Raw genomic sequence first — 24,025 nt, 5'->3', positions numbered from 1 at the left:
GAGCCAGCAAGGTCCTCGGCCGAAAATAATCGCTCTTTGAGCCATCTTTTTAGGCTTGGGCAAGGAATTGGAGGAAAAACGCGCGCGCTTGCCATTCATTTCGCGTAAATAATGGGAAAGGCTCAACGTATAATCGTTTTTGTAAATAAAGAAGAACATACTCCCTATATGTCGCCATCTTTGCGATTTCGGTTTACGCCCTACCCTACCAATATGTCGCACTTGTACGCAACGCGCTTATTATAAACAAGTTGAGAAATATCACTTTTTTACATATATTTTGCTGCCTGATTGCTGGAACAAACAAGATTTTGCGCTTTTGTATTAATTATGTAAAAATATTGTCAAAAACGCACCGACATGCTCCCTATTTGTCGCCAAGATGCTCCCTATATGTCGCCACCGTCTGAAACATGCTACTAATATGTCGCAGCAAACTTACTAATATGTCGCGCGAATGCTCCCTATATGTCGCACCACCTTACTAACTTGTCGCCAATCGCAGTCGTAAGACACGGTGTGTCAATCACTTACACAACCCTACTAATATCAATGAACTAAAGACATATATAATGATATAATAATCTTTTGAAAAAAAATATTTTTTCTTTTTGTTATCGATTTTATCATCGTTGTATATTCGTGCGTATATATTTGTTTATGTTTTTATATATGTATATATCAGCATGTATAAATAAAAGATGTATTATATTTAAATATATCTCCATTTATAATTAAATATATATTTAAATATGTATGTTTATATCTTTTTGTATTTTTATTTTTGTACGTTTTTATATCTTTCCGTATACATTTATTTATCTATTTCGGTGCGTGACACCTGTTTTCGTGTTTTTGTTTTGCCACGGCGCACATTCTTGCGCATTTTTTGTTTATTTATATATTTATCTTTGTATGTTTTTATTTTTATATATTTTCGATTTTGTATTTTCTTATTTATATATATAAACAGTTATGTATAGTTGTGTATTTTTAAATATCTATATTTTTGTCTTTTTATATTTGTCTTTCTTTATATATTGACATTTTTATTTTTTGTATATATTGATATTGCCATATATAAAATTACGTATATATAAATATATTAGTGTTTTTGTTTTGTTGTATTTATATATATGTATATCTATGTTTGTGTATATAAACATATGTGTATTTATTTATACATATGTAAGCGGTTGATTATAAGCGGTTTGTTGTCTTGGTGTGTTGTTTTGTCACTTTTGCGTCGGCTTGGATGTCTTTGTTTTAATATATAAATAAATACAAATGTGTTTATATCTATATATGTATATGTGAAAGCATAAATAATCTTTTATTTTAAAATTTGAATATCTGAAAATATTTATGTTTAATGGCATATTTAATTTAAAATATGTTTGCCTGAACAAATAAAAATGCTTATATTTGCACATGGATATATTTGTTTGTCTTTTTACATTAATATATAGGATGATATGAAAAATCGCAAGATCGTGTTCGCCAATCAGAAGGGTGGAGTGGGAAAATCAACCCTGTGCATACTTTTCGCCAACTATCTTGCATGGAAAAAGCATGATGTTTGCATCATAGACACCGACCTGCAAAAGTCTATCTCGATGCAACGACGCAAGGACATGGAGATATACGAGGGCGTGGAGGAGCCGTACACGGTGCAGGGCTTTGACGTGCAAGACCCCGACACCATGCACCAACTCATGGAGTCGGCCTCGGAGACGGAGGGCTTCGTGCTGTTCGACTCGCCGGGCAACGTGTCTGAGGACGGTTTGGTGCCCATGTTCACGGAGGCTGATTTTATAGTGTGCCCATACGAGTATGAGGAGAAGACGCTCGATTCTACGGGCACTTTCGTGCAGGTAATCAACGCCTTACGCAGCGCGGTGCCCGAGATGGACGCCAAATTGTTTTTCGTGCCCAACCGCATAGACGTTCGCATAGGAACTGCTGACGAGCTGAAAATGTGGAAACAGACAGACGCCATCTTCAAGCAGCTGGGGTCGGTGACGCCGCGCATCACCGCGCGGGCGGTGCTTAAACGTATCAATACGTTCGAGATTTCGCCGGCGCAACGTGAGGCTGTCAAGCCCGCTTTCGACTTTATGATACGTCGCATGAAAGAGTAGGGTGGGGCGCGGGCAACGCGTTGCCCGCCAGAGCGTTGGCATGTTGTCGGCAAATCGTGGCCAAACGCTTGGTCGTGCTTGTTTATAGAATAGACGCGGCGGATAATACGGCCAGACGATTAAGGCCCGCTGACAATGGTTGGCACATGGCTTGGCATACTTGTATCACGACGCTCGTGTAATGATAAAATCGTCAAAGCAAATTGCGTGATGCCCCAAATATAAATGCATAAGTATAAATGCATTTTTAAATATTTGCGCAGACGCATATAAATATAAAAATATAAATATATAAAAATATAAACCTATGGCTAAAAAAAGAACAAGAGTGGTGCTTCCCGGAGGAATACAGGGACTTGTACACGACCTGCAAGAGGGTACGTCTAATTACGCCAAGCGAACGATTGACGACAACGCCAATGGCGCAAACGAAGAGCAAAAAACGGCAGAGACCAAGAGTGCCGACCATGAGGAGCCGATGGTGGCCGAGCCAACATTAAACGTGTCTGAGAAAAAAGAAAGCGGTCTCGCCGCCGAAGAAGAGGGTGGGGGAGCGGCCCAACGCCCGACAGCTGACGTTGCCGCCACACAGGCGTCTGTCGGCGTGTCAGACTATATGCGTAACGACGTGTCGAAATCCGAGACGGCGGAGGAGCGACCACGCCGCGACACCATGCCCGATGACAGCGCGAACGATCGGCATGACAGCGTGGTGGCGACCGATGGAGAGCCCCAATCGCGTGCGTGGCAAGAGCAAGCGCAGGTGTCAAGCCATGGCCCGGAACGTGCCGCGGATGCCGAACGCGTGACGCCAGCGTCTCTCCATGACCGTCAGCGCGCGGACAACCCTGCCGCGCCCTCTGGCCATACCCCTGCCAATTCGGACGGCGCGACAGGGGCAGCCGCCTCGCCAGCCGATGGCAGGGGCAGGCCATCCAAGGAGAACACCATGAAAGAGTATCACATTGTCAAGGACGACTCCAAGGACAGCTGGGAGCTTTTCCTCGACATGGCGCAGCAGTACAAGACCGGCGGCGGCCGTCTCGCCACCATATACATAGACGAGAGTCTCAAGAGCGTGCTCGACAGGCTCAAGTATGCCGGCGCGGAAAAGTTCCCCACGTCCGCCATACTCAGTTCCATCGTGGCCCGTTTTATCTACGACCATGAGGAGGAGATCAGGAAAGAGCTGTATAGCGGCAGCCTGATTTGACATGCGCCAAGGGCTCCGCGCGCGCCAAACGACGCGCGCGGAGCTTGGCGAGAGAGAGAGGGGCGACTTTCTCGCCACCCAAATCCGCCACCGAGTTTCACGCGCGGTGGCGGATTTGGGTGGCCTTGCCTTGTATGGGGCAGGCTTCGTCATGTCACGGGTGGGGATGTCGTTGGTCTTCTGACGGCGCGGATTGGACAGCGCGGTCGCTTCGCGCGATTATCACCTCGCGTTTCATGACTCGTGGTTTATGCGCAAGGGCGTTTGGCCGCTCTTGGCCAAGGTGGCAATTTTCCGCCACGGTTTTATTTCGGTTTTTTCAGAGTATTTAGCATATACATTGATATCTGCAAAATATTTTAGCAAAAAGTTGTTTGTGACAATAATTTTATCTATCTTTGCAAATATTTTATAACAATCTATATTTCAGCGCATGGGCGATGTATCCGCATATACCGATGCCGCACGTTTGTATAATAACTGTGGAAAAATGGTGGCAACAGTGTTAACGAATGTTGTTACCCCCCCCCCCTATTTTATTATATTATATTAACATATTTTCCTCACTCGCTTGCCTTGTTCGCAAAGGCAAGTCCACTTCGTGACGCACGATTGCCATGGGCGGTCTTGCGCGATGGGCCGTTCGCGCCTGTCTCACATCCGAACATTCACAAAACATATAAACTTTTTCAAAGATGAAACAACTTTACAGGCTTAAGACTAAACGACGCGGCATGTTCCTCGTTTTGCTCCTGATGATGACCCTGCCAATGGTGGCGCAAAGGGCTGTCGATGAATTCGAAGCAGGCGGTCTGGTTTACAAAGTGTTGGATGCAACGAAAAAAACCATCAGCGTAGAGTCCAAAAGAAAATTTACACAAGAAACCGAGGGTGCTGGAAATAACGAGTATGCCTACGATAATCAGTTGAGTGGAACATTAGATTTCACCAAACCTGTCATTCACGAGGGTAAAGAATGGAGGGTGACCGAGATAGGCGAAAGGGCTTTGCAGAGAGAAAACATCACGGAGGTGAAACTTCCTGAAGGCATCACAAAAATTGGATACAAAGCGTTTTTCATGACAAAATCATTGCAAAAAATCAATTTCCCAAAATCCTTGAAGGCTATTGAACAACAGGCATTCCGTGGTAGCGGTTTGACAGAGGTCAACATCCCTGGCGCAACGGCAATAGGCAATGCAGCCTTTTTGTCATGCATCGGCATGAAAACGCTCAAGATACCAAACGTGACATTCTTGGGAACTATGTGTTTCAGGCATTGCTCCCAGCTGAAAACCGTGACGGTTCCGGTTTCCGCAAATATAGGAAAAAAACTAGATGCGTCATTGGCAGGTTATAAGCTGTTGTTCGATTTGCCCAAAGAAAAAAAATCGTCGATATATTACGAGAACAACTCCGGTAACGTAGCCTTTGGCGATTGCTATAACTTGACAGAAGCAATCCTGCAGGATGGCATCACGACAGTTCCTGAAGCCATGTTCTCTTTTTGTGGAGACTTGAAAGACATCACTATCCCAGCCTCGGTAAAAAGTGTTCAAGACGACGCTTTCAGACGCTGCTTTAGCCTTACCTCCATGAACATTCCGGAAGTGGAAAGTATAGGGAAAAACGCTTTTTTACAATGTTGGAATTTAAGGGGCGACTTGATTCTATCCAATAAAGTGAAAGTGATAAAAGATTTTGCCTTTGATCACACTGGTTTTTCAGGGATTAAATGGGAAGGAACAGACGGCTGCAAGATAGGCAATAGCGTGTTTAACAACTGTCCTTTATTGGAGTACGTTGACCTACATACGCTAAAAGCCCCTGCGGTAAATAATAAAACATTGACACGGCATGACCAAAACACGCAGGCTAACTTCGCAAATGGATTGCTGTCGCGCACCATCGTTTACCTTCCCCAAGGCGTGGACTTCGCTTTCAAGGATGGAGAGGACGTGAACTTTGTAAAGAGTGATGGCACATGCGCTAAACTGAGCGTGCAGGATGGCGCCGACTTCGAGTTCCCCGTAAAGTTCACGGCTAACGAGGCTGTCTACAATAAATGGAAGGTAGACGCAGATCCAATGGGAGAAGAGCAAAGCAAGATTCGCTACGCTGATTGGAACTGGTTGTGGGATATTGACGACTCGAAAACATATGATTATGGAGATTTTTTCTTTTTTGAAGAGGATGAAGATGGCGGAATAATGCCCCTCACCAACTATCGTGACTTCTCTGGCATGAAAGACGGCAAGAACTGCTTCACCATGCTGCTGCCCTACAAGGTTAAATTGCCGAAAGGCATCCGCGCTTACGAGCTACACCTGAAAGACAACTGCATCCCACCTGTTCAGGGAGAAAAGGAATACACGCAATATTACTTGTTCCGTTCCATTCCTGATGAAAGCATGCTCGATGCCAACAAGCCTTACTTGCTGCGCGTTGTGGACGGAAAGGAACATAACTCAAAGGAATTTGGCGCCACTGACGTGGAGATTGCGGCGTCGGGTAGTACTGTCAAGGTAAATGATGATGGCAATGAAGTCGCCGAGACACCTTCAACTTCCGCTTTTCGCAACGTCTATGCCGGCACGCTCAAGCCGCAAGGTTATAAAGCTGTTGAGCCTAAACAGGACTTCCACTTCGTGGGCGGCACCGAGCGACTTGACAATGAATTGGCTGCCAATCTCAACACTTGGTTGCTGAACACGGACAGCAAAGGGATAGACGTATGGCGGAAAGTGCACAAGACAGCGGCTCTCGTTGGCAACGCGAAGCCAATGAAGCCAGCCACAGCGGCACCATTCCGTGGCTACATCCAACCAAAGAACAATGCTCCGAGCAATGCCAAGCACTTCTTCGTCCTTATGGAAGACGAGACAATGGGGATGGACCGCTTGCGGCAAGACGAGGCGTTGAAAGGCGCGCGGCGCATCTACACGCTTGATGGGCGCTACGTAGGCGCGAGCTTCGACACCCTGCCCAGCGGCGTCTATGTAATCAAAGGAAAGAAAATAGCAAAATAACGCAATATGAAAACAGAGAGCACAAACAACAAGGCGCGCGCGAACGGCAAGCGCGCTTACGCCATGCCACGCGTCAACGTCATCAAGATGGGCGCGAGCTATGGCGTGATGGATAACAGAAGCATACCCATAGACGAACAAACCCCGGCCACGGGCGACGGCAACGCCAAGCGTTTTGAGCTGGAAGACAACATGTGGGACGACAACTTCGATGGTAAAATATAAGTGCGGTTTGACAAATTAAATTAGGCGATTGTCAATAAACAAATGCCGTTCGGCGCGTCTCATGCGTACCGAACGGCTTTTTTATAATTGTGAATTGACAATTGTGATTGACAATCGCGAAGTAAAAATCATTGTGCGTTGACACCGAGCGTGGTGGCTATGGCCGTGAGCACGCTGATGAGTATCTGTATCATGATTTTCCACGTTGGTTTGTTTTTCATGGCATTGATATTAAAAGGTTGGAATGAAGGGCGGCCTCGCCGTATGTGACGGGTTGGCCGCCGTGTTCGATCGCTGTCGCGAGAGCTGCTGGCCGGGCGTCGGCCCGATTTGGCCGGGCCGCGCGCGAGTCCCCGTTCCGCTCCGCCTATTCGGCCGGTTTGGCGGTCGTGGTGTCGTTGTCGTGGCCGGGTTTGGCGTCAGGATTGGCGCAAGCGGCGTTCTTGATCAAGGGCGCCTCCTTGGCCGTGGCTCCTTGCAGGAGAGGTTTCACGTAAAAGCCGGTACGGTTGCCAGCCTTGTTCACGCCGGTGACATTGAACGTGCGCACGGGTGTGTAGACAATGTGGTAGCCCGAGATGTTGCCGCTGTCAAATTTTTCGAAACTCTCGGCTGGCCTGGTGGTCATGCCCACGCGAAACGAGCCGATGCCGTCGAGGGTGACTTTCTGCGAGTTGAGCAGGTGGTTGCGCATGAACACGGCGGTCTCCGCCAGCACGGCCAGCACGTCGGCATAGGTCACGGTGGTGGCGTGGGCTATCTCGTCGGCCAGCTCCTTGGTGGAAATCTCGTCCATGATGATGGCGCGGCCATACCATTTGCCACGGTTTTTGCTTTTCTCTCGGTTGTCTTGTACTTTACGATAACGAATTGACATAATGTTTTTCCTTTCTTTTTTTAAGGGTTAAACTTGTTTTTCATGGGTCTCACAGCGTTTCTTGAAGCTTCGTTTGTGTCTGTTTGACGTTGCAAAGATACGGCCATCGTCTTGCGCCTCAAAATGTCTTGGCCCTCCACGCGGGCCATCTTCCCGGCCATCAAGTGTGTCGTTCGGAAATAGTCAAGCCACTATGCGCGGGCTGTTTCCGTCGATGAAAATAGCGGACAAAAGGTGGCTCAAAATTCGCGCGTTCTTGAGCGGGCTTCCCTTGGCTCGCAAATACGCCAAAAATGAGCCGTCGTGGCAACCGCCTGTATGCGAGCGAGTTGTTGGCGAGGACAAATTGTTTTTGACAAAATTGTATTTGCGATGCTTGCCATTGGGTGTTTATCGCGCCTTGTTTAAGCACTTTTCACGGCGCCATCAAGACCCAACCGGCTCGCAATTGGGCCTGATACGCCGCGTCAATAGGTGCCAATGGCATGGCGCCCGTGTGGCGCGCGCCAAGCGAGCGGCTCTTTCTTGGTTGGAATTCGCGATTTTCGCGTCCGCGGGCAACGTGTCGGAGGGTCTGTTTTTTGGTTTGTTTTTTTTACATCTTGAACGGCCCGCGCGCGTGGTTCTGGATGAGGGTCGGGCAAGTTTGGTGTGGAAATTACATTTCACAGTTTTTCTAACTAATCTTAAACGCTTAATGTTTTTTTGGAGTTAAACGCGCTTCGCCCTAACTTTGCCCACACCAAGAAGAGGCGCCCCATGACAAAGGGAAAGTCGCCCGCAACTTAAAAAATATCACGATGAACATGGAAAAAACTAAACACACAATTTGCTCGCCCCCCATGAACGCCGCCGCGTCGCCCATGGCGCGCATCTTGTCAGACGTGCGTTGGCTCATGTCCCAGCCGCGTGGCTCGCTCGTTTGGATGGGCACGCAGCGCGACTTGGTCGAGATGGTTAACATAGCGTGGATGCAGCGCGCCGTCATCGACTCGCAAGGCCGCCCGTGCACTCGCAAGGCGATGGCCGACAGGATCTTCTCTGTCGTTGGCCGGCCCACCCCCAACCATATGGCCCGCATCGTGTCGCGCATAGGCGAGCGGTGCTTCCCGGATTTATCCATGCTCGCCCGATACGCCCGATTGGCAGGCGAGCGCGACATTATACACCATTTTATAAAATAATCAAGAATATCATGACAGATCAACAGAGAAAGCATCTATCCGAGCATTTCACGCTCTACGAGCTGGTGCGCTCGGGCATGGCCATCGAGCGAGACATTGACAACATGCCCAACCTCAAGCAGGAGCAGTCGCTCCGCCTCTTGGCCCAGAACGTGCTGGAGCCCCTTCGCCGCCAGTTTGGGCCGATCGTAATATCGAGCGGTTTTCGCACGCCGAGGCTCAACCTCATGGTGGGTGGCGTGGCCGGGTCGCAGCACACCAAGGGCGAGGCCGCCGACATTGTCCTGCCCGACGCCGATACGGGGCGCCGCATGTACGCCTTCGTGAAGGCCCGCGTCGACTTCGACCAGCTCATCTGGGAGCCCATAGGCGCGCCCGTGCCTCGTTGGCTGCACGTGAGCTACACCGCGCGACACAAAAACAGGCGCATGGCTCTTTGAGCCGCGCGCCTGCCGGTGGGTGGGATGGGTGGAGCGTGGTATGTGTGCGAGGCTCATGTGATGGGTTATGATTAGTAGGTGGTATGTCAACTATAATTAATAATGGGCAATTTTTTTAAAATGGTGGTGTACCATAATAATCCATGTTTTCATTAACTGTATTTTCATGGTCATATATGTTTAAATCCTCTATGTGGTTTTGCAGATACATGCGTCCGTCAGTATTCTCTATTTCCTCCCTCCTATTTTGGCTTAGTGCGCAATATTCAGCTTTTAGTTCAATGCCAGCATATCTTCGTCCGCACAAATTTGCGGCAATTCCAGTTGTTGAGCTGCCACAAAAAGGGTCTAATATCCAATCTGTATGATTGGTCGAAGCGAGGATGATCCGTGTCAAAAGTCTCAAAGGTTTCTGTGTCGGGTGCTTGCCGCATGTTTTTTCCCACCGGCCAATGGCAGGTATACGCCAAACATCTGTCATTTGCTTACCGTTGTTCAAGGCTTTCATGGTGTTATAATTAAACACATGTGGTATCTTCTTGAACTTCCGGGCCCAAATGATGAACTCTGTGGAATATGTGAAAAAGCGGCAAGATATGTTTGCGGGTGGATTTGTTTTCTGCCATGTTATGACATTCAGGATTTTATAGCCAAGCGCCGTGAGACAGTTTGCCACGGAAAAAATATTATGATAGGTGCCACTTATCCATATTGTGCCGCCGTCTTTCAATTTGTCACGACACAACTTCAACCATTCCATGTTAAAGGCCATTATTTCTTCTTGTGTTTTTCCTTTGTCCCAGTCTCCCTTGTCCACGCAGACTACCTTTCCACTTTGCAATGACATGCCGCCATTTGACAGGAAATAAGGAGGGTCTGCGAATATCATGTCAAACTTGAAGTCAAACTCTTCGAGGATCTTGAGGCAGTTGCCGTGAGCTAAAAGGAAATCGTTGTTCTTGGATTTATAATAAGATGATATCATTTTCGGTAGAATATGTTTTTTTTGGTTTATGTGATGTTTTGTTTTCTTTGAATTAAAGAAACAGCGCGGCGGGAAAGTCCGTTAAGTATATACGCTACCTGTTTATCGTTGTAAAATTTATGATAGTCATCTTTTTTACATTTTTCTGCTGTTCTATACCCGTAGTCCAATCCAAACTTGGCCTCATAAATTGACCGGCAAGGATGTTGGCTCCACCTTAATTATTCTTGATGGTTTTAATGAATTGTTCCACGGATGTCAAATTGTAGACGTTTGGAATAATATTATACGCTTCTTGCAATTTATTTTTAGCGGCCCACCAACCAATGCCGTCGGTTATCCATACAAACTCAAATCCGTCGATGGCATCTATCTTGGGCGCTATGTCTGAATATGAGCGCGCCACTTCATTAAGTTTTGATCCACCGCCGCTATAGAAGTTGACTTCTATCAAATATGTCGTGAATGGTGTCTCCACTACAAAGTCAAAGCGTTTCTGGTCATCTCCTAATGCATGTGTGATGGCAGGCCATTCGCTTGAATAAACTTCGCGCCTGAATGTGATATTTGCGTTTGTGAATATATTGGAGACAGTTCTTTCCATGATGTGTCCACTTCTGTTTTTTCGCGCGTTGGTGTCCAAGCCAGTCTCAATACCAAATACATAGTCAACGAGATTGGTTATTTCCCGTTTTTGCAAAATCTCGCCCAGTCCTGTTCCTGTAAGGAATGACATGATAGAGTCTACTGAGTAAAATAGACCGTCCATATCCACGCAATTACTTTCGGAGTCTAATATCTTTTTGTTCTTGTAATTTCTTGCGGCAATGAGGATGGGCATAACCGAGAAGGCGGATTGATCCCTTAGCCAAATAGTTTCCACGCTTTTTCGTAAATCAATGGCTCCTATTAGACTGTTTAACATGCAAAGGCTCAGCTTGATATCGTTTACATGTCGTGAAATTTTTTCAAAATCACAGAAGAAGTCTAATGTTTGGTTGGTCTCTTTAAGCTGAGAAATAAAAATATCAAAATCTTTAAGCATAAGCTTGTTGCTCGCTGGCATTATGGAAAATGACAAGTTCTTTTTTATTATTATTCAGACTACTTGCCGTTTTCGCGTAATTATGAATTAAAAGTTCGGTGATCTTCCCCCTTTTGTCGGCGTTCGCGTTGACATTGCGTGATGCCATAACTCTTTCTATATGGTAATCGGCATATAAGGTTTGAAAGAAATTACCTTGTTCGTTTTTGCCTTTGCTATCAGAATTGCTCAGCATAAAGTCGTATCCCTCGGCAACCACGGTGTCGCAGAATTCTTTTAATCTTATTTGGGATGTGTCATTAAACGATTCTTTGGTGTAATCGTTGAAACATGACGTGCCACTAAGTGGACGATACGGTGGGTCGAAGTAGAACAGAGTCTTGCCTTGTGCATAATCGAGAGTCCGCTCAAAGTCGCCGCTTAATATATCCACTCGTTTCAACAATTCGCTGTCTGCGCGGAGCGTTTCCTCGTCACATATTAACGGTTGTTTGTATTTTCCGTATGGCACATTAAACAGGCCTTTCTTGTTTACACGGTACAATCCATTGAAACAAGTACGGTTCAGGAAAAAAAACTTCGTTGTGTTTTCTATTGGGTCAAGTTTTTTTTCGTTGTATCGTTCACGCACTTTCAAGAACATTTCGCGTTTGGCGTCTATATTTGTCAATGCGAAATATTGCGTTTGAATGTCGTTCAAAGATTTTATAAGGCGCTCCACGTCGTCCCTTACGGTTTTATAGCAATCTGTTAAATCTGTATTGATGTCGTTTATGACAGCTCGCTTGATATTGGGATAATGTTGTAGCATGTAAAAAAGCATTGCTCCACCGCCTACAAAAGGTTCAATATAGGTTGCGTCCTCCCAATTATCAAAGTCGGCTGGGAGTTTTGTTTTCAATTGTTCGATCAGCTGGCCTTTGCCGCCAACCCATTTGATGAATGGTTTTGCTTTAATACTCATATTCTGTTTTGCCAATTGTCTTGTTCATTTCGTCCTTTCCGCAAAGATACGCCAAAACATTGAGAACGGTGGCGTTTGGCGTGTGTTTTTTCGTCGCGCCGCGACATTCCTCTCGCCGCGAAAAGACGGCGAGAGGCATTTTTCACCTTGATATTCTTGCGTAAAAGCGAAAAAGATGATACATTTGCCAAGCGGCCGCGATGGCGCGCGGGGCGAAAGGTATTCGCCCACGAAGAGAATACCACCACTAAAGACATTGACGCTATGACAGGCAAGCAAGCTCCACAAGCAGACCAAGTGACAGATAATAAGGGCACCGACGCGCGCGGGCGGGTTTCCCGAGGCGCGCCGGCGCTGTCCGCAAACCGGATAATCTTTTTTTTCAAGCGAGGCATTTGGGAGAGGGGCACCGTGTCGTTTCGGCAAGATCCTTGGGTGTACATGGCCCAACGGCTCTACATGGTGTTCAAGGGGCTGTTCGTGGAGAACCATTGGGGCTACGCGGCCCAGCTCACCTTTAACACCATGATGGCTATCGTGCCCGTGTTCGCCGTGATTTTCGCCGTGGGGCGCGGCTTCGGCTTCGAGGATTACATCTCCGAGTGGGTGCGCCGCGTGTTCGCCAGCCAGCCATACGTGGCCGACGCCATCATCCGATTGGTGGGCCAGTACATCAAGTACACCCACCAAGGCGTGGTTATCGGCGTGAGCTTGGTGTTCATGCTCTATAGCGTCATCTCGCTGTTCAACAATGTGGAGAGTGTCTTCAACGGCATCTGGGCGGTCAAGAAAGAGCGATCGTGGGGCAAGGCGGCGTTTGACTATGTGTCTATCATCTTTCTCGTGCCGTTGGTCATCATCTTGTTCTCGGGCCTGAGCGTGTTTTTTTATAGCGTGCTTGGCCGTCTGCCCGACTTCCAATTGCTCACGCCGCTGTTTCGCGGCGTCATCGGTTTCGTGGTGCCCTTGGCCGTGCTTACGCTGTTTTTCACCTTGTTTTACACCTTCGTGCCCAACACCAAGGTGCGCCCCTCCATGGTGTGGTTTCCCGCGTTGTTGGCCGGCTTGAGCGTTATCGGGCTGCAAGCGGTCTACATCCATTTCCAAGTGGTGTTCGCGAGCTACAACCTTGTCTATGGGTCTTTGGCCGCCTTGCCGCTGCTCATGCTGTGGATGCAGGTGTCATGGTTTATCTGCATCGGTTTCGCCGAGCTTGGCCGGGCCAACCAAGAGCTCACCGACGGGTATCTCGTGGAAAGCCGCGAGGACAGCTTTTTGGAGCGTTTGGGCAAGGCCTCCATGGTGCTGAGCCACCTGTGCCATCGGCAGCGGCTTGGCTATGGGCCTTGCGACGCCGACCATTTGCTCTCGGCCACCCATTACAGCTACGCCCAGTTGACGCGTGCCCTGCGCGCGCTCGTCGACGCTCGCCTTGTGGCCCACACGCACAGAGACGATGGCACTGACGTGTACACCCTCAATCGCGACGCCTCCGACCTTGGCATGGGCGTGGCCGTCAGCGCGCTGTTGGGCCGTCGCACCCACGATGAAGGGCGCGACAGCGACTCGCGCCCATCGCGCGAGGTGCGCCGACAGCTCGACGCCATGCTCTCTGAGTATATCGACGCGCTCAATGGTGTCAAAGTGTTGCGGCTGGCCGAGGAGGTTCGCGACTGGCGCGCGCGGGATTGAGCCTCCGCCAGCCAGTCACGTGGGTCAGTGTTCGTGTTCGCCGGCGTTCACCAATTTGGCGTTGATGAAATAAGCCCCCCGCGTGGCTATGCGCGCGTTGGCTGGCAAGTCGGCAACGGGCGTGACGGCGCAGTAGCCAGCCTCGGTGGTGCCTCGTATCACCTCCACTTTCTTGAAGGTGGTTGCGCCACGCTTGCCACTGCTTGTGCTTGCCGCCCCCTTGACCACGAACACGTAGTCGCGGCCACTGTCCTCCACGACGGCGGTTGTGGGCACGGCCGTCGTCGTGGCTCGCGTGAGGCTCACTATGCCCGTCACGTTCATGCCGTCTATCAGCCCCCGCTTGTTACCTTTCACCCTGCAGTGCACCGCCACTGTCTTGCTCTGGCCCGAGAATGACGAGCCTATACTGTACACCGTGGCGTCGTACTCGTCGACGGGGTTGTTCGTGATGGTGAAATGCACTGTCTGGCCTATCCTCACCTTGGGCAGGTCTCGCTCGAAGACTTGCAGGTCCAAATGCAGCGATGAGTTGTCTACCATGTCCATGACCGGTTTTGATGGGTCTATGTAGCTGCCCACGGTGGCGTACACGTTGCTCACCGTGCCACTGATGGGCGCCCTCACGACGAGGGTGGTGCGCATATTGGCGTTGGTGAGCGCGGCAGAGGCTATGCCCATGAGCCTCACCTGTTTTTCCAAGGCCGCTCGCTCGGCGCGCAGCACGCGCAGCTCGGCGAGGGCCTGTTGCAGGTTTCTGCCCGTTCCGGCGTCACTTTCTCTCAGCGTCTTTTGCCTTTTCAGCTCCTGCTCGGCCATTGCCAGTTTGCCCTTGATGGCCAAGAGGTCTTTTTGCCGCTCCACGAACTCGGGGTTTGATACCGTGGCCACCACCTGCCCGCGGCTCACGTGGTCGCCCACCTGCACCAGCAGGCTTTTCACCACGCCACTGTACAGCGTGCTGGCGCTGGCCTTGTTGGTGTTGGGCACCATGAGTTGGCCGTTGGCCTTGAGCGTGGCCGTCAGCTCTTTTCGCTCCATGTTGCCTGTCGTCACGCCAGCCGCGCTCATTTGCTCGGGGGTGAGTGTGGTCTCCGTGCCATGCCCCTCGTGGCTGGGCGCCGTCTCGTGGGCGCTCTCGCTCTCGTTTCGCTCTCTCGGCGCCTTGTCCTTGCACGCCGTCATGGTCAGGCCTATGGCTAACGCCGCCATCAGGCCCCACTTGGTCTTTGTGTATGTTCTCATTGTCTTTTTGGGTATTTCAAATATTTGGCGCGGCGCGATTTTTTTGTCCGTCTCGCGCCGCTTCTTGCTCTCGGCCGGCCCCGGCGCCCGTCACTTGCCCATGAGGGCCAGCGTGTCTATGAGCGCCGCGTCCACCTCCTTGACGCTCGCGAGCAGTTCTATCCTTGTGTCGGTGACCGCCTGTATGGCGTACAGGTACTCCACGTATCCTGTCTCTCCAGCTTGGTATCCCGCCTTTGCGGCCTTGAGCACGCGCTCTGCCGTGGGCATGGCCTCGTTGGTGTAGTACGCGTATTTTGCCAAGGCCGTGGCGTACCTTCGCTTGGCGTTCGCGAGGTCGGCGTCAAGCTGTCTTTGCCTTTGCCGTGCCTCTGTCTCCTCCGCCTCTTTTTCTCTCTCCAAGGCTCTCCTTCGGGCTTTGGAGGCTCCCGTTGGCAGCGATATGGCCAGGCCCACGCTCACGAAATGATACCTCTTGCCGGTTCCCACGTACCGTTCCACGCCGTCGATGGTCTGCATTCCGGCCAACGATTGGTTGGTGTATCCCACGGTAAACTCAGGCATGGCGTTTGCTTTCTCCAAGTCTATGCCCAGCTTGGCCACCTTCGCCTCGTTTCTTGACACCTCCACGTAGGGGTGGCCCGGCGCGCTGGCGGTGTCGGTGTCAAGGTCGGCCGCGGTCATGGGGCGGTAGCGACCTTGTCGCTCTATGTCGAAACGGCCCTCTATGCCGGCGATGGCTCGAAGCGTCTCCATGGCGGCGGCGTAATCGTCATCGTTCTCTTTGGCGCGCAAGGCCATCTCGCCCCGCTTGGTGCGTGCCGCGTCTATGTCCGCTCGCTTGGTGTCTCCGGCGCCGAATCGCAGTCTCGCCACGCGCTCGAAGTCGGCGTACAAGCTGTCCAAGCGTTCCAGTTGAATTTTTCTTTGTCGCAGGTACAAGGCCTGGCAAAAGGCCGTTCGCGTGCCTCGTCTCAGCTCCACGGTCTCGAGCCGTTCCTGCGTGCGCTTGGCTTGTGTCTGTGCTTGGTACAACTTTCGTCTGGCCGCGAACACGGTGGGGAACGGTATGCTTTGCGTCGCGGACACGCTGTAATCCTTGTTGACGCTGCTATACTGCCCATATTGCGCCCCAATGTCCATCTTGGGCATGTCGGCCGCGGTAGCCTCGGCCAGTCTCGCGGCCTCGGTTCGCAGTCTTGCGGCACGCGCGGTGCCGTTGTTCTTGATGGCCATCTCCGTGAGTTCGCCTATGGTGTAGGCCCGAGTGGAGTTTTGTGCCATGGCCGGGACTGCCGTGGCTACGAGCGCCATGACCACGAGCGCCGTCCGTCCGGGCGTTCTCACCACCCACGCTCGGCGCTTGGCGTAGACCGCGAGGTATAGCAGTGGCAGCACGAACAGCGTGAGCAGGGTTGACGAGACCAGCCCTCCTATCACCACCGTGGCCAACGGTCGTTGCACCTCCGCTCCCGCCCCTTGGCTCAAGGCCATGGGCAGGAATCCGAGACTGGCCACCGTGGCTGTCATGAGCACAGGTCTCAGGCGTGTCTTGGTACCCTCCATGATTTGCCTAAGTGGGTTGGATATGCCCTCGGCCCTCATCTGGTTGAACGTGCCGATGAGCACCACGCCGTTGAGCACGGCCACCCCGAAGAGCGCGATGAAGCCCACACCCGCGCTTATGCTGAACGGCATGCCGCACAGCGCGAGGGCCGCCACGCCGCCGATGGCCGCCATAGGTATGGCCGTGAAGATGATGGTGGCCTGCTTGGCTGACCTGAAGGCAATGTACAACAGCACGAAGATGATGACCAGCGCCAGCGGCACGGCCACGGCGAGCCGCTCGTTGGCCGCCCGCATGTTCTCAAACTGTCCGCCGTAGGTGAAGTAATAGCCTGATGGCAATTTCACCTGTTGGTCCAGCCGGGCTTGTATGTCGCGCACGACGCGGCTCACGTCGCGTCCGCTCACGTTGAAGCCCACCACGACACGTCGGCTCCCATTCTCGCGGCTCACTTGCGCCGGCCCCATGCGATAGGCCACGTCGGCCACTTGCGACAGTGGCACCAGCCCCACCGGCGTGGGCAGCACCATGCCTGCCACGTCGTCTATGCTGCCGCGGTGCGCGCTGTCGAGGCGGGCCACCAAGTCGAACCGTCGCTCGTTCTCGAACACCACGCCCGCGCTCTTCCCCGCGAAGGCCATGGACAGCACGTCGTTGGCGTCGCTGATATCTATGCCGTAGTTGGCCATTCGGGCGTGGTCGTAGGTCACGTTTATTTGTGGCAGGCCCACGGTTTGCTCCACCTGTGGCTCCGTGACGCCGTCCACCGACCTTATGGCGCGAGCCACCCGCTTGGCGTACTCGGCCAGCGTGTCCGGGTTCTCGCCGAATATCTTGACGGCCACGTCTTGCCTTACGCCCGTCATAAGCTCATTGAATCGCATCTGTATGGGCTGGTTTTTCTCGAAAAACACGCCCGGGATGTCCTCCAGTCGTTTCTCTATGTCGTTGGCCAGCTCATCGTACGTGCGACCGCTCTTCCATTGGTCGCGCGGCTTGAGTATGATCATCAGGTCGGTGGCCTCGGGTGGCATGGGGTCGGTGGGCACCTCGGCGGATCCCGTCTTGCCCACTACCATCCGTACCTCATCAAATGACCGGATGACGCGCTCGGCCTGCATGCTGGTCTCCATGCTCTGTTTCAGCGACGCTCCTTGGGGCAGTATGCAGTGGAAGGCGTAGTCGCCCTCTTGCAACTGTGGAATGAACTCGCCGCCCATGCGGGCGAACGTGAACAGCGCCATGGCCAGGAGTGCCACGGCCGCGCCTATCACCCACAGCCTGAGCCGTATGGCTCGCGCGAGAAGTGGTTGGTGGAATCGAGCCAGCCGGTCCATCAAGCGGTCCGCGAGCGTGCGTCCGGGCTTGTGTGCCCTTGGCAGGAAGGCCGCGCTCATCATGGGTATGTACGTCATGCTGAGCACGAGCGCGCCAATGATGGCGAAGCTCACGGTTTGCGCCATGGGTCGGAACATTTTGCCCTCCACGCCCACGAGCGTCAGTATGGGAATGTAGACCATGAGGATGATAATCTCACCGAAGACGGCCCCGCGCAACATCGACGAGGCAGACCTGAACACCTCTTGGTCCATCTGCCTGCGTGTGAGTCTCGTCCCGGCGGCGGTGGCGGCGAGATGGCACATGGTGGCTTCCACGACAATCACGGAGCCGTCCACGATAATACCGAAGTCTATGGCCCCGAGGCTCATCAGGTTGGCGCTCACCCCGAAGAGATTCATCATGCCGAGGGCGAAAAGCAGGGACAGCGGTATGGCCGACGCCACGATGAGGCCACCCCTGATGTTGCCCAGAAAGAGCGTTAGCACGAAAATGACGATAAGCGCGCCCTCCACGAGGTTGCTCTCGACGGTGTTGATGGCTCGCCCCACAAGGTCCGAGCGGTCGAGGTATGGCTCTATGGTCACATCGTCTGGCAGCGACCGTTGGATGGTGGGCAGCTTGGCCTTGACTCGTTTCACCACCTCGTTGCTGTTCTGGCCCTTGAGCATCATCACGATACCGCCCACGGCATCCACCTCACCATTGTAGGTGAGCGCTCCGTATCGCACGGCGTGGCCTATGCGCACGTCGGCCACGTCGTTGATGGTCACGGGCGTGCCTTGCTCGCTTCTCACGCGTATGCGGCGTATGTCGTCCAGCGATCGCGCGCGCCCTATGCCACGTATGAAGTATGCGTTGGGCCCCTTGTCTATGTAGGCGCCGCCCGTGTTCTCGTTGTTACGCCGCAGGGCGTCGAATATGTCGGTGATGGACACGCCCATGGCGCGCAGCCTGTTGGGGTCTACGGCCACCTCGTATTGCTTCAGCTCTCCGCCGAAGCTGTTCACCTCGGCCACGCCGGGCGTGCCGTAGAGCTGCCGCGCCACTATCCAGTCTTGCATCTCGCGCAGGTCTTTGGACGAGTATTTGCGCTCGCTGCCGGGCTTGGGGTGTATGATGTATTGGTACACCTCGCCCAAGCCGGTGCTCACGGGAGCCATCTCGGGCGTGCCCAGTCCCTGCGGTATTTTCTCCTCGGCCTCCTTGAGCCGCTCGCTCACGAGCTGCCGCGCGAAGTACACGTCCACGTCCTCGTCGAAAACCGCCGTGACCACGGACAGCCCGAATCGCGAAATGCTGCGCGTGTGCTGCAGTCCGGGCAGCGTGGCTATGGCCTGCTCTATGGGCGCCGTGATCAGTTGCTCCACCTCTTGGGTGGCCAGCGTGGGCGACGACGTGATGATTTGCACTTGGTTGTCGGTGATATCGGGCACCGCGTCTATGGGAAGCCGCAGCGCGCTCCACACGCCCCACGCCACCAAGGCGACGGTCATGATCGCCACGAGGAGCTTGTTGCGTATGCTGAATGAGATGATTTTGTCGAGCATGTCTTGTTTTTTTGAATGCAAAATTACGCCTTTTCCAGTGCAATCGGGTTGCAAACATGTGGCGCGGCCCATTTTTTTTTGACCTGCCCGCGCCCTACGCGTTATCTCGCCGCGCTTGATGCGCCAATATTTTGAGACCTCTGCAAAACTCTTTACTTTCTTTTCCCATATCAAATATTTTTGTACCTTATGGAGCGACGGAGAAGTTGAAGATCAGGTTAACGACCGCCTGTCTTTTAGTCGCTTTGCAGGTCTTGGCATGGAAGATATTGTTCCTGATAGTACTACTGTATGTCGTTTCCGCAATATCTTAGTTGAGGCAGATTTATACGATATGCTCCTTGATGAGTTCAACAGGCAATTAGAAGCTAAAGGTATCATTGTAAAGCGTGGTGCCATTGTTGATGCCAGCATTACGAATACTCCCCGTCGCCCCCGTGGACGTAAGAGCTATGAAGTCGTTGAGGATAGAAAAGAGGGTGAGAACATAGAGGCTTCGGAGAAAGCGATGCTCAAAGAAGTTGTCAAGCCTAACGTAGATACAGAAGCTCGTTGGGTAAAGAAGATGGGAAAGCTCCACTTCGGTTACAAGCGTCACACGGTAACGGATGAAAACGGAATGGTGCTTGCCGAGGAAACGACAGCAGCCAATGAAAGTGATATTAAACACTTAGAAACACCCCTGAAGAAAGCTAAATTGCCACGGAAAGCACTTGTCTATGCCGATAAAGGATATAATTCGACGGAGAACAAAGGAACCCTCAAACGTATCTTGAATAAAGCTGCAAGTGGGTATCTTCACTTTGTTTGATGGATATAACAAAATAAAAGGCTATAAGCTCTTGTAATGGCTTTATGTAGTTATAGACAAAACTTTTATATTTCAATAAATTTCCTAACATAACTCTGCTTTTAGAAGGTTCCAAGAGTGTCAAAAACTCCCTAATATCCTCGGAATTCTTGCTGAACTCAAAGAAAAAACAAGGATGAAAAATAACCCCAAAGGCTACATTATTGGTACCTTGAGAGGAAAACTACAAGATTTATTCAAAAATTAATACCTAATAGCTGTTTCTTTAAATATAATTTCTTATTATTGCAGCATAAGAAAATCTCTATCTATTACAGAAATGATGGGAAACAGAGAATGTCCATATTGCCACAAGAATATCTCTATAAGCAGATGTTCTCATTACTTTTTACACGGTACTAATTATAGTATTCGGTGTAACCATTGCAATCAAGAAGTAAAACTTTTAAAAGAACCCATTTCATTTAACTACTGCTTTATCATAGGCTTTTGTATATCATATGGATTTATGTCCTTTTTCTTATACTTTCTAAAATTAGATTTCATAGAATCTTTACTCTATACTTTACCCATTATCATTGTTTTTTTATTAATTACGATGATTTTAACTTTAAAACGAATTATCTTTATGAAAAAATAGACATTTAAATCTTCCTTTAATTATTAACTAGTCGACCTTCAAAAATGCGATGTCGCCTTTTTGAGGGTCGACTATTTATATTTTTCAGGCAAACCATTTTTCAAAGCATTAGCTTCAATAACTATTCCTACGCTATTAGTTATGCGCTATTAGTTATGCTTATATATTATGTAATTAACTAAAAAAGTAGTTATTCTCTTACCCAAATATGATGCGTTATAGGTAGTTTAATCACAGGATAAAAAGTGACAACAAGTCCTTGTAAAGAACCATGGAGGTAGGAATATTAATCATCTAATCCTAATCTGTTTGTACTCCCTCATTAGTCTATCGGAGGTGTTAGGATTGTTATGCCTGTAGTACCGCCAGTATTCTGCATCTTCCATCACTTTCTCTGCTCTTTCTTTTTGCAACCCTGTCCATGACACCAAAAGTTCACCAATGAAAACAAAAAAGGAGTTACGTTAATGTAACTCCTTAATAATAAATGTAGCGGGGGTGGGACCCGAACCCACGACCTCCGGATTATGAATCCGACGCTCTAACCAGCTGAGCTATCCCGCCATCAGTTCTCTTTGTTTCTGAAAAGCGTGTGCAAAGTTATTACATTATTTTCTCATTTCCAAATTTTTCCGGTGTTTTTATCGTCGTTTGTCATAAAATAACTATATTTGCGCACATTGAGAATGTACAATAGCAATCATTCTATCCTTATACCTAAAGGCAAAAGCTTTGTTCTAAAGGCGAACGCCATGAAAAAAAACATTGAATGGAAAAAAACAAGATTACCATTGAGCGCACTCTTCGCTCACGCTCTAAATCTATAATCTGGGAACTTATATCCACCCCCGCGGGCCTTTCGCGATGGATAGCGGAAGAGGTGAGGCAGGAGGGCGAGGAGCTCATTTTTACATGGGGAAAACCTGGGCAGGAATACGAGACCAGGCGCGCCACTGTCTTGAGAAAGGTGAAAAACCAATCGCTGAGGTTCCGTTGGGAGGACGAGGACGCCCCTTCGGCCTACACCGAAATAGCCTTGGTGGCGCCGGATGTCGCTGATGAGCTGGCGCTGCGCGTAACAGATTACGCGGAGCCGGACGATGAGGAAAGCGTGACATACATGTGGAACCATGATCTTGACCGCCTGCAATATAAGATGGGCGTTTGACCCATCGGCGAAAGGGCGAGACAGTTCGTTTCAGAGCCGCCCCGCTTGTAATAAATGGAAGAACCTTTGGCATTGTTAACAAAAAATGATGTATCTTTGCCATATGTAAAAAAGACGGTTATGATTTGGACTGTTGTCGTAGGTATCGTGGCGGGCGCGGTGGCGTGCCTGATTATGGGGCGCGAGAGGCAAGGGTGTCTGGTGAATTTGCTTTTGGGGCTCGCTGGAGGCTTTGTGGGCGGCAACGCGCTTGGCTGGATTGGCGTCGAGTGGCATGGCGTGACAGGCCAAATAGGCACGTCCGTGGTAGGCGCCGTCATCATTTTGTGGTTGTGTGCCAAGCTCAAGAGGTGACATGTCTAACCGTTTTATGATTGTGGCACTCTGAAAGGACGTTCTTGATGACAAACAAAATAGGGCAAAGCATCCTCGCGCTTTTTTTTGCGTTGGCAGCCATTGCGGCTGACGCAAAGATTTGGTCTGCTGATAATATCCCCATGGTTCATCTCCAAGACCATGACAGATACGTATGCGACCCAGAGAATATCTTGACGCCGGCCTCGCGCGATTCTTCAGACTTCTATCTCAAGAGGTTGCATCTGGAATGTGGCGTCCAAACGGTTTTTGTCGTGGTGGGCAATGTGAAGAACCAAGATTGTTTCCGGTTGGCCGAAGATTTGGGAAACCAATACGGCGTGGGTACAAGCAAGGAGCGGCGTGGCTTGGTAATCGTCATAGCCGTTAACGATCGCAGGTATTTCATCGCGCCCGGGAAAGGCCTTGAGGCCGATTTGACGGATGTTGAGTGTGATGACATAGCCAGGGCTTGCATCGTCAAGAATATGAAAGTGGGCGACATAGACCTTGCGGTGCTTGAGACATCCAAGGCCATGTTTAACAAGTTTGCAACCGGGAGCGCTGGCATTGAGCGGGCGGACCTGTCCGAGGGGACGAGTTTGAAAGACTGGTTGGTCATCATGTTCCTGCTTTTGATATTTTTTGGTCGGCCCGTGCTACTGATAATTTGCGGCATCCTTGAGAAGATGGGTATAATAAAACCATCGGCCCGAAAGAAGCGTCATCGCCGAAAGGACAACGACGATTGGTTTCCACCCTTTATCTTTGGCGGTGGCGGAGGCTGGGGCGGTGGCACCAGTGGCGGCAGTTTTGGCGGCGGCAGTTTCGGCGGCGGTGGCGCTGGCGGTGGCTGGTAGACGCACAAAAGGCATTGGTGATATGAAAACTTTTAAATTGTTATATAGATGAAAACTAAAAAATCTTTAGCACTTATCTTCGTAGTACTTATTGTCCTGCTATGTTTCGGGGCTTGTAGCTCTTACAACGGATTGGTAAACAAACAGGAGGCTGCCACCACCGCGCTGGCTAATGTGCAGGCTACCTACCAGCGTCGCGCTGACTTAATTCCAAATTTGGCTAAAACTGTCCAAGCGTATGCCAAGCACGAGCGCGAAACCTTTGAGGCCGTGACGCGGGCGCGGGCATCGGTGTCGCAAACAAAACTGGACGCTGATAATCTCACGCCCGAGGCACTGCAAAGGTTTCAAAACGCACAAGGAAACTTGTCGCAGGCTTTGGGCAAACTGATGGTAGTGGCGGAGCGCTACCCAGAATTAAAAGCGAATGAAAATTTCAAAAGCTTACAAATCCAACTTGAAGGCACCGAGAATAGGATTAACGAGGCGCGCCAACAATATAACGAGGTGGTTCAAGATTACAACCAGAGCGTTAGGCATTTTCCCAACAACATGTTCGCCGCCGTTTTTGGTTTCAATCGCATGAGCAAATTTGAGGCTTCGGCGGGCGCTGAAAAGGCGCCACAACTTAATTTTGATTGAATGAAGCGGTTGGCGACAAGCGGATTTTTCGTTGTAAAAACTTATATTGGTGTCC

18 protein-coding genes, 1 tRNA gene and 1 pseudogene are annotated in these 24,025 nt (G+C 50.5%); 12 read left to right on the top strand and 8 right to left on the bottom strand.

All coding sequences use genetic code 11. The features are described from left to right. Positions 1-1,475 precede the first annotated feature (1,475 nt). From HMPREF1640_RS00420 to HMPREF1640_RS00400, 4 genes are all read left to right on the top strand, one after another. The gene (locus tag HMPREF1640_RS00420) at positions 1,476-2,141 is read left to right on the top strand and encodes a ParA family protein (protein WP_036891439.1); all 666 of its coding nucleotides are present in this window, start codon (positions 1,476-1,478) and stop codon (positions 2,139-2,141) included. Positions 2,142-2,448: 307 nt separating this feature from the next. Further along, entirely contained in the window at positions 2,449-3,354 is a 906-nt protein-coding gene (locus HMPREF1640_RS00415) for a hypothetical protein (protein WP_036891438.1), read from the top strand. A 695-nt stretch (positions 3,355-4,049) separates the two neighbouring features. After that, positions 4,050-6,383: a leucine-rich repeat domain-containing protein gene (locus tag HMPREF1640_RS12665; protein ID WP_081935220.1), complete on the top strand. Its 2,334-nt coding sequence runs from the start codon at positions 4,050-4,052 to the stop codon at positions 6,381-6,383. A 6-nt stretch (positions 6,384-6,389) separates the two neighbouring features. Beyond that, a complete protein-coding gene (locus HMPREF1640_RS00400; RefSeq protein WP_036891436.1) occupies positions 6,390-6,608 on the top strand; it encodes a hypothetical protein in 219 nt (72 codons plus the stop codon). A gap of 128 nt (positions 6,609-6,736) precedes the next feature. On the opposite strand, the gene HMPREF1640_RS13065 is transcribed toward HMPREF1640_RS00400, so the two are convergent. Next, positions 6,737-6,829: a smalltalk protein gene (locus tag HMPREF1640_RS13065; protein WP_156098642.1), complete on the bottom strand. Its 93-nt coding sequence runs from the start codon at positions 6,827-6,829 to the stop codon at positions 6,737-6,739. 146 nt (positions 6,830-6,975) lie between these two features. Further along, entirely contained in the window at positions 6,976-7,485 is a 510-nt protein-coding gene (locus HMPREF1640_RS00395) for an HU family DNA-binding protein (protein WP_052051632.1), read from the bottom strand. Between the two features lie 806 nt (positions 7,486-8,291). Here HMPREF1640_RS00395 and HMPREF1640_RS00390 point away from each other — a divergent pair. Further along, positions 8,292-8,669 carry a hypothetical protein gene (locus tag HMPREF1640_RS00390; protein ID WP_156098641.1) on the top strand — a complete coding sequence of 126 codons (378 nt, stop codon included), beginning with the start codon at positions 8,292-8,294 and terminating at the stop codon, positions 8,667-8,669. Between the two features lie 11 nt (positions 8,670-8,680). Next, on the top strand, positions 8,681-9,109 hold the full coding sequence (locus HMPREF1640_RS00385) for a D-Ala-D-Ala carboxypeptidase family metallohydrolase (RefSeq protein WP_036891435.1): 429 nt from the start codon (positions 8,681-8,683) through the stop codon (positions 9,107-9,109). A 115-nt stretch (positions 9,110-9,224) separates the two neighbouring features. Here HMPREF1640_RS00385 and HMPREF1640_RS00380 read toward each other — a convergent pair whose 3' ends face one another. The 3 genes from HMPREF1640_RS00380 to HMPREF1640_RS00370 form a co-directional block, all read right to left on the bottom strand. Continuing rightward, a complete protein-coding gene (locus tag HMPREF1640_RS00380; protein ID WP_036891434.1) occupies positions 9,225-10,094 on the bottom strand; it encodes a site-specific DNA-methyltransferase in 870 nt (289 codons plus the stop codon). A 217-nt stretch (positions 10,095-10,311) separates the two neighbouring features. Beyond that, positions 10,312-11,139, bottom strand: coding sequence for a type II restriction endonuclease (locus tag HMPREF1640_RS00375; RefSeq protein ID WP_036891476.1), 828 nt, complete (start codon positions 11,137-11,139; stop codon positions 10,312-10,314). Beyond that, positions 11,132-12,103, bottom strand: a complete 972-nt coding sequence (locus HMPREF1640_RS00370) for a DNA adenine methylase (protein WP_036891433.1) — start codon at positions 12,101-12,103, stop codon at positions 11,132-11,134. The genes HMPREF1640_RS00375 and HMPREF1640_RS00370 overlap by 8 nt, the downstream gene beginning before the upstream one ends. Positions 12,104-12,259: 156 nt before the next feature. On the opposite strand from HMPREF1640_RS00370, the gene HMPREF1640_RS00365 reads away from it, so the two are divergent. Further along, on the top strand, positions 12,260-13,795 hold the full coding sequence (locus tag HMPREF1640_RS00365) for a YihY/virulence factor BrkB family protein (RefSeq protein WP_231565805.1): 1,536 nt from the start codon (positions 12,260-12,262) through the stop codon (positions 13,793-13,795). Positions 13,796-13,819: 24 nt separating this feature from the next. Here HMPREF1640_RS00365 and HMPREF1640_RS00360 read toward each other — a convergent pair whose 3' ends face one another. Together HMPREF1640_RS00360 and HMPREF1640_RS00355 are read right to left on the bottom strand one after the other, a co-directional pair. Beyond that, positions 13,820-15,040 carry an efflux RND transporter periplasmic adaptor subunit gene (locus tag HMPREF1640_RS00360; protein WP_036891432.1) on the bottom strand — a complete coding sequence of 407 codons (1,221 nt, stop codon included), beginning with the start codon at positions 15,038-15,040 and terminating at the stop codon, positions 13,820-13,822. A gap of 90 nt (positions 15,041-15,130) precedes the next feature. Next, positions 15,131-19,495, bottom strand: coding sequence for a CusA/CzcA family heavy metal efflux RND transporter (locus HMPREF1640_RS00355; protein ID WP_036891431.1), 4,365 nt, complete (start codon positions 19,493-19,495; stop codon positions 15,131-15,133). Between the two features lie 118 nt (positions 19,496-19,613). Here HMPREF1640_RS00355 and HMPREF1640_RS00350 point away from each other — a divergent pair. Continuing rightward, positions 19,614-20,279: pseudogene (locus tag HMPREF1640_RS00350) on the top strand (IS5 family transposase); the annotation flags it as partial. A 1,157-nt stretch (positions 20,280-21,436) separates the two neighbouring features. Here HMPREF1640_RS00350 and HMPREF1640_RS00345 read toward each other — a convergent pair. Beyond that, positions 21,437-21,510, bottom strand: a tRNA-Met gene (locus tag HMPREF1640_RS00345). 205 nt (positions 21,511-21,715) lie between these two features. On the opposite strand from HMPREF1640_RS00345, the gene HMPREF1640_RS00340 reads away from it, so the two are divergent. The 4 genes from HMPREF1640_RS00340 (at position 21,716) to HMPREF1640_RS00325 (ending at position 23,970) form a co-directional block, all read left to right on the top strand. Beyond that, positions 21,716-22,114 (top strand): START-like domain-containing protein, encoded by a 399-nt coding sequence (locus HMPREF1640_RS00340; protein WP_036891430.1) that lies wholly within the window; start codon positions 21,716-21,718, stop codon positions 22,112-22,114. Between the two features lie 120 nt (positions 22,115-22,234). Then, entirely contained in the window at positions 22,235-22,468 is a 234-nt protein-coding gene (locus tag HMPREF1640_RS00335) for a transglycosylase (RefSeq protein ID WP_036891429.1), read from the top strand. A gap of 47 nt (positions 22,469-22,515) precedes the next feature. Next, on the top strand, positions 22,516-23,328 hold the full coding sequence (locus HMPREF1640_RS00330) for a TPM domain-containing protein (protein ID WP_036891428.1): 813 nt from the start codon (positions 22,516-22,518) through the stop codon (positions 23,326-23,328). A gap of 48 nt (positions 23,329-23,376) precedes the next feature. Further along, complete coding sequence (locus HMPREF1640_RS00325) at positions 23,377-23,970, top strand: LemA family protein (protein WP_036891427.1); 594 nt, start codon at positions 23,377-23,379, stop codon at positions 23,968-23,970. Positions 23,971-24,025: the final 55 nt, after the last annotated feature.

The organism is Prevotella sp. S7-1-8, from assembly GCF_000758925.1.
Taxonomy (GTDB): Bacteria; Bacteroidota; Bacteroidia; order Bacteroidales; family Bacteroidaceae; genus Prevotella.
This window is presented reverse-complemented; position numbering and strand designations above follow the sequence as displayed.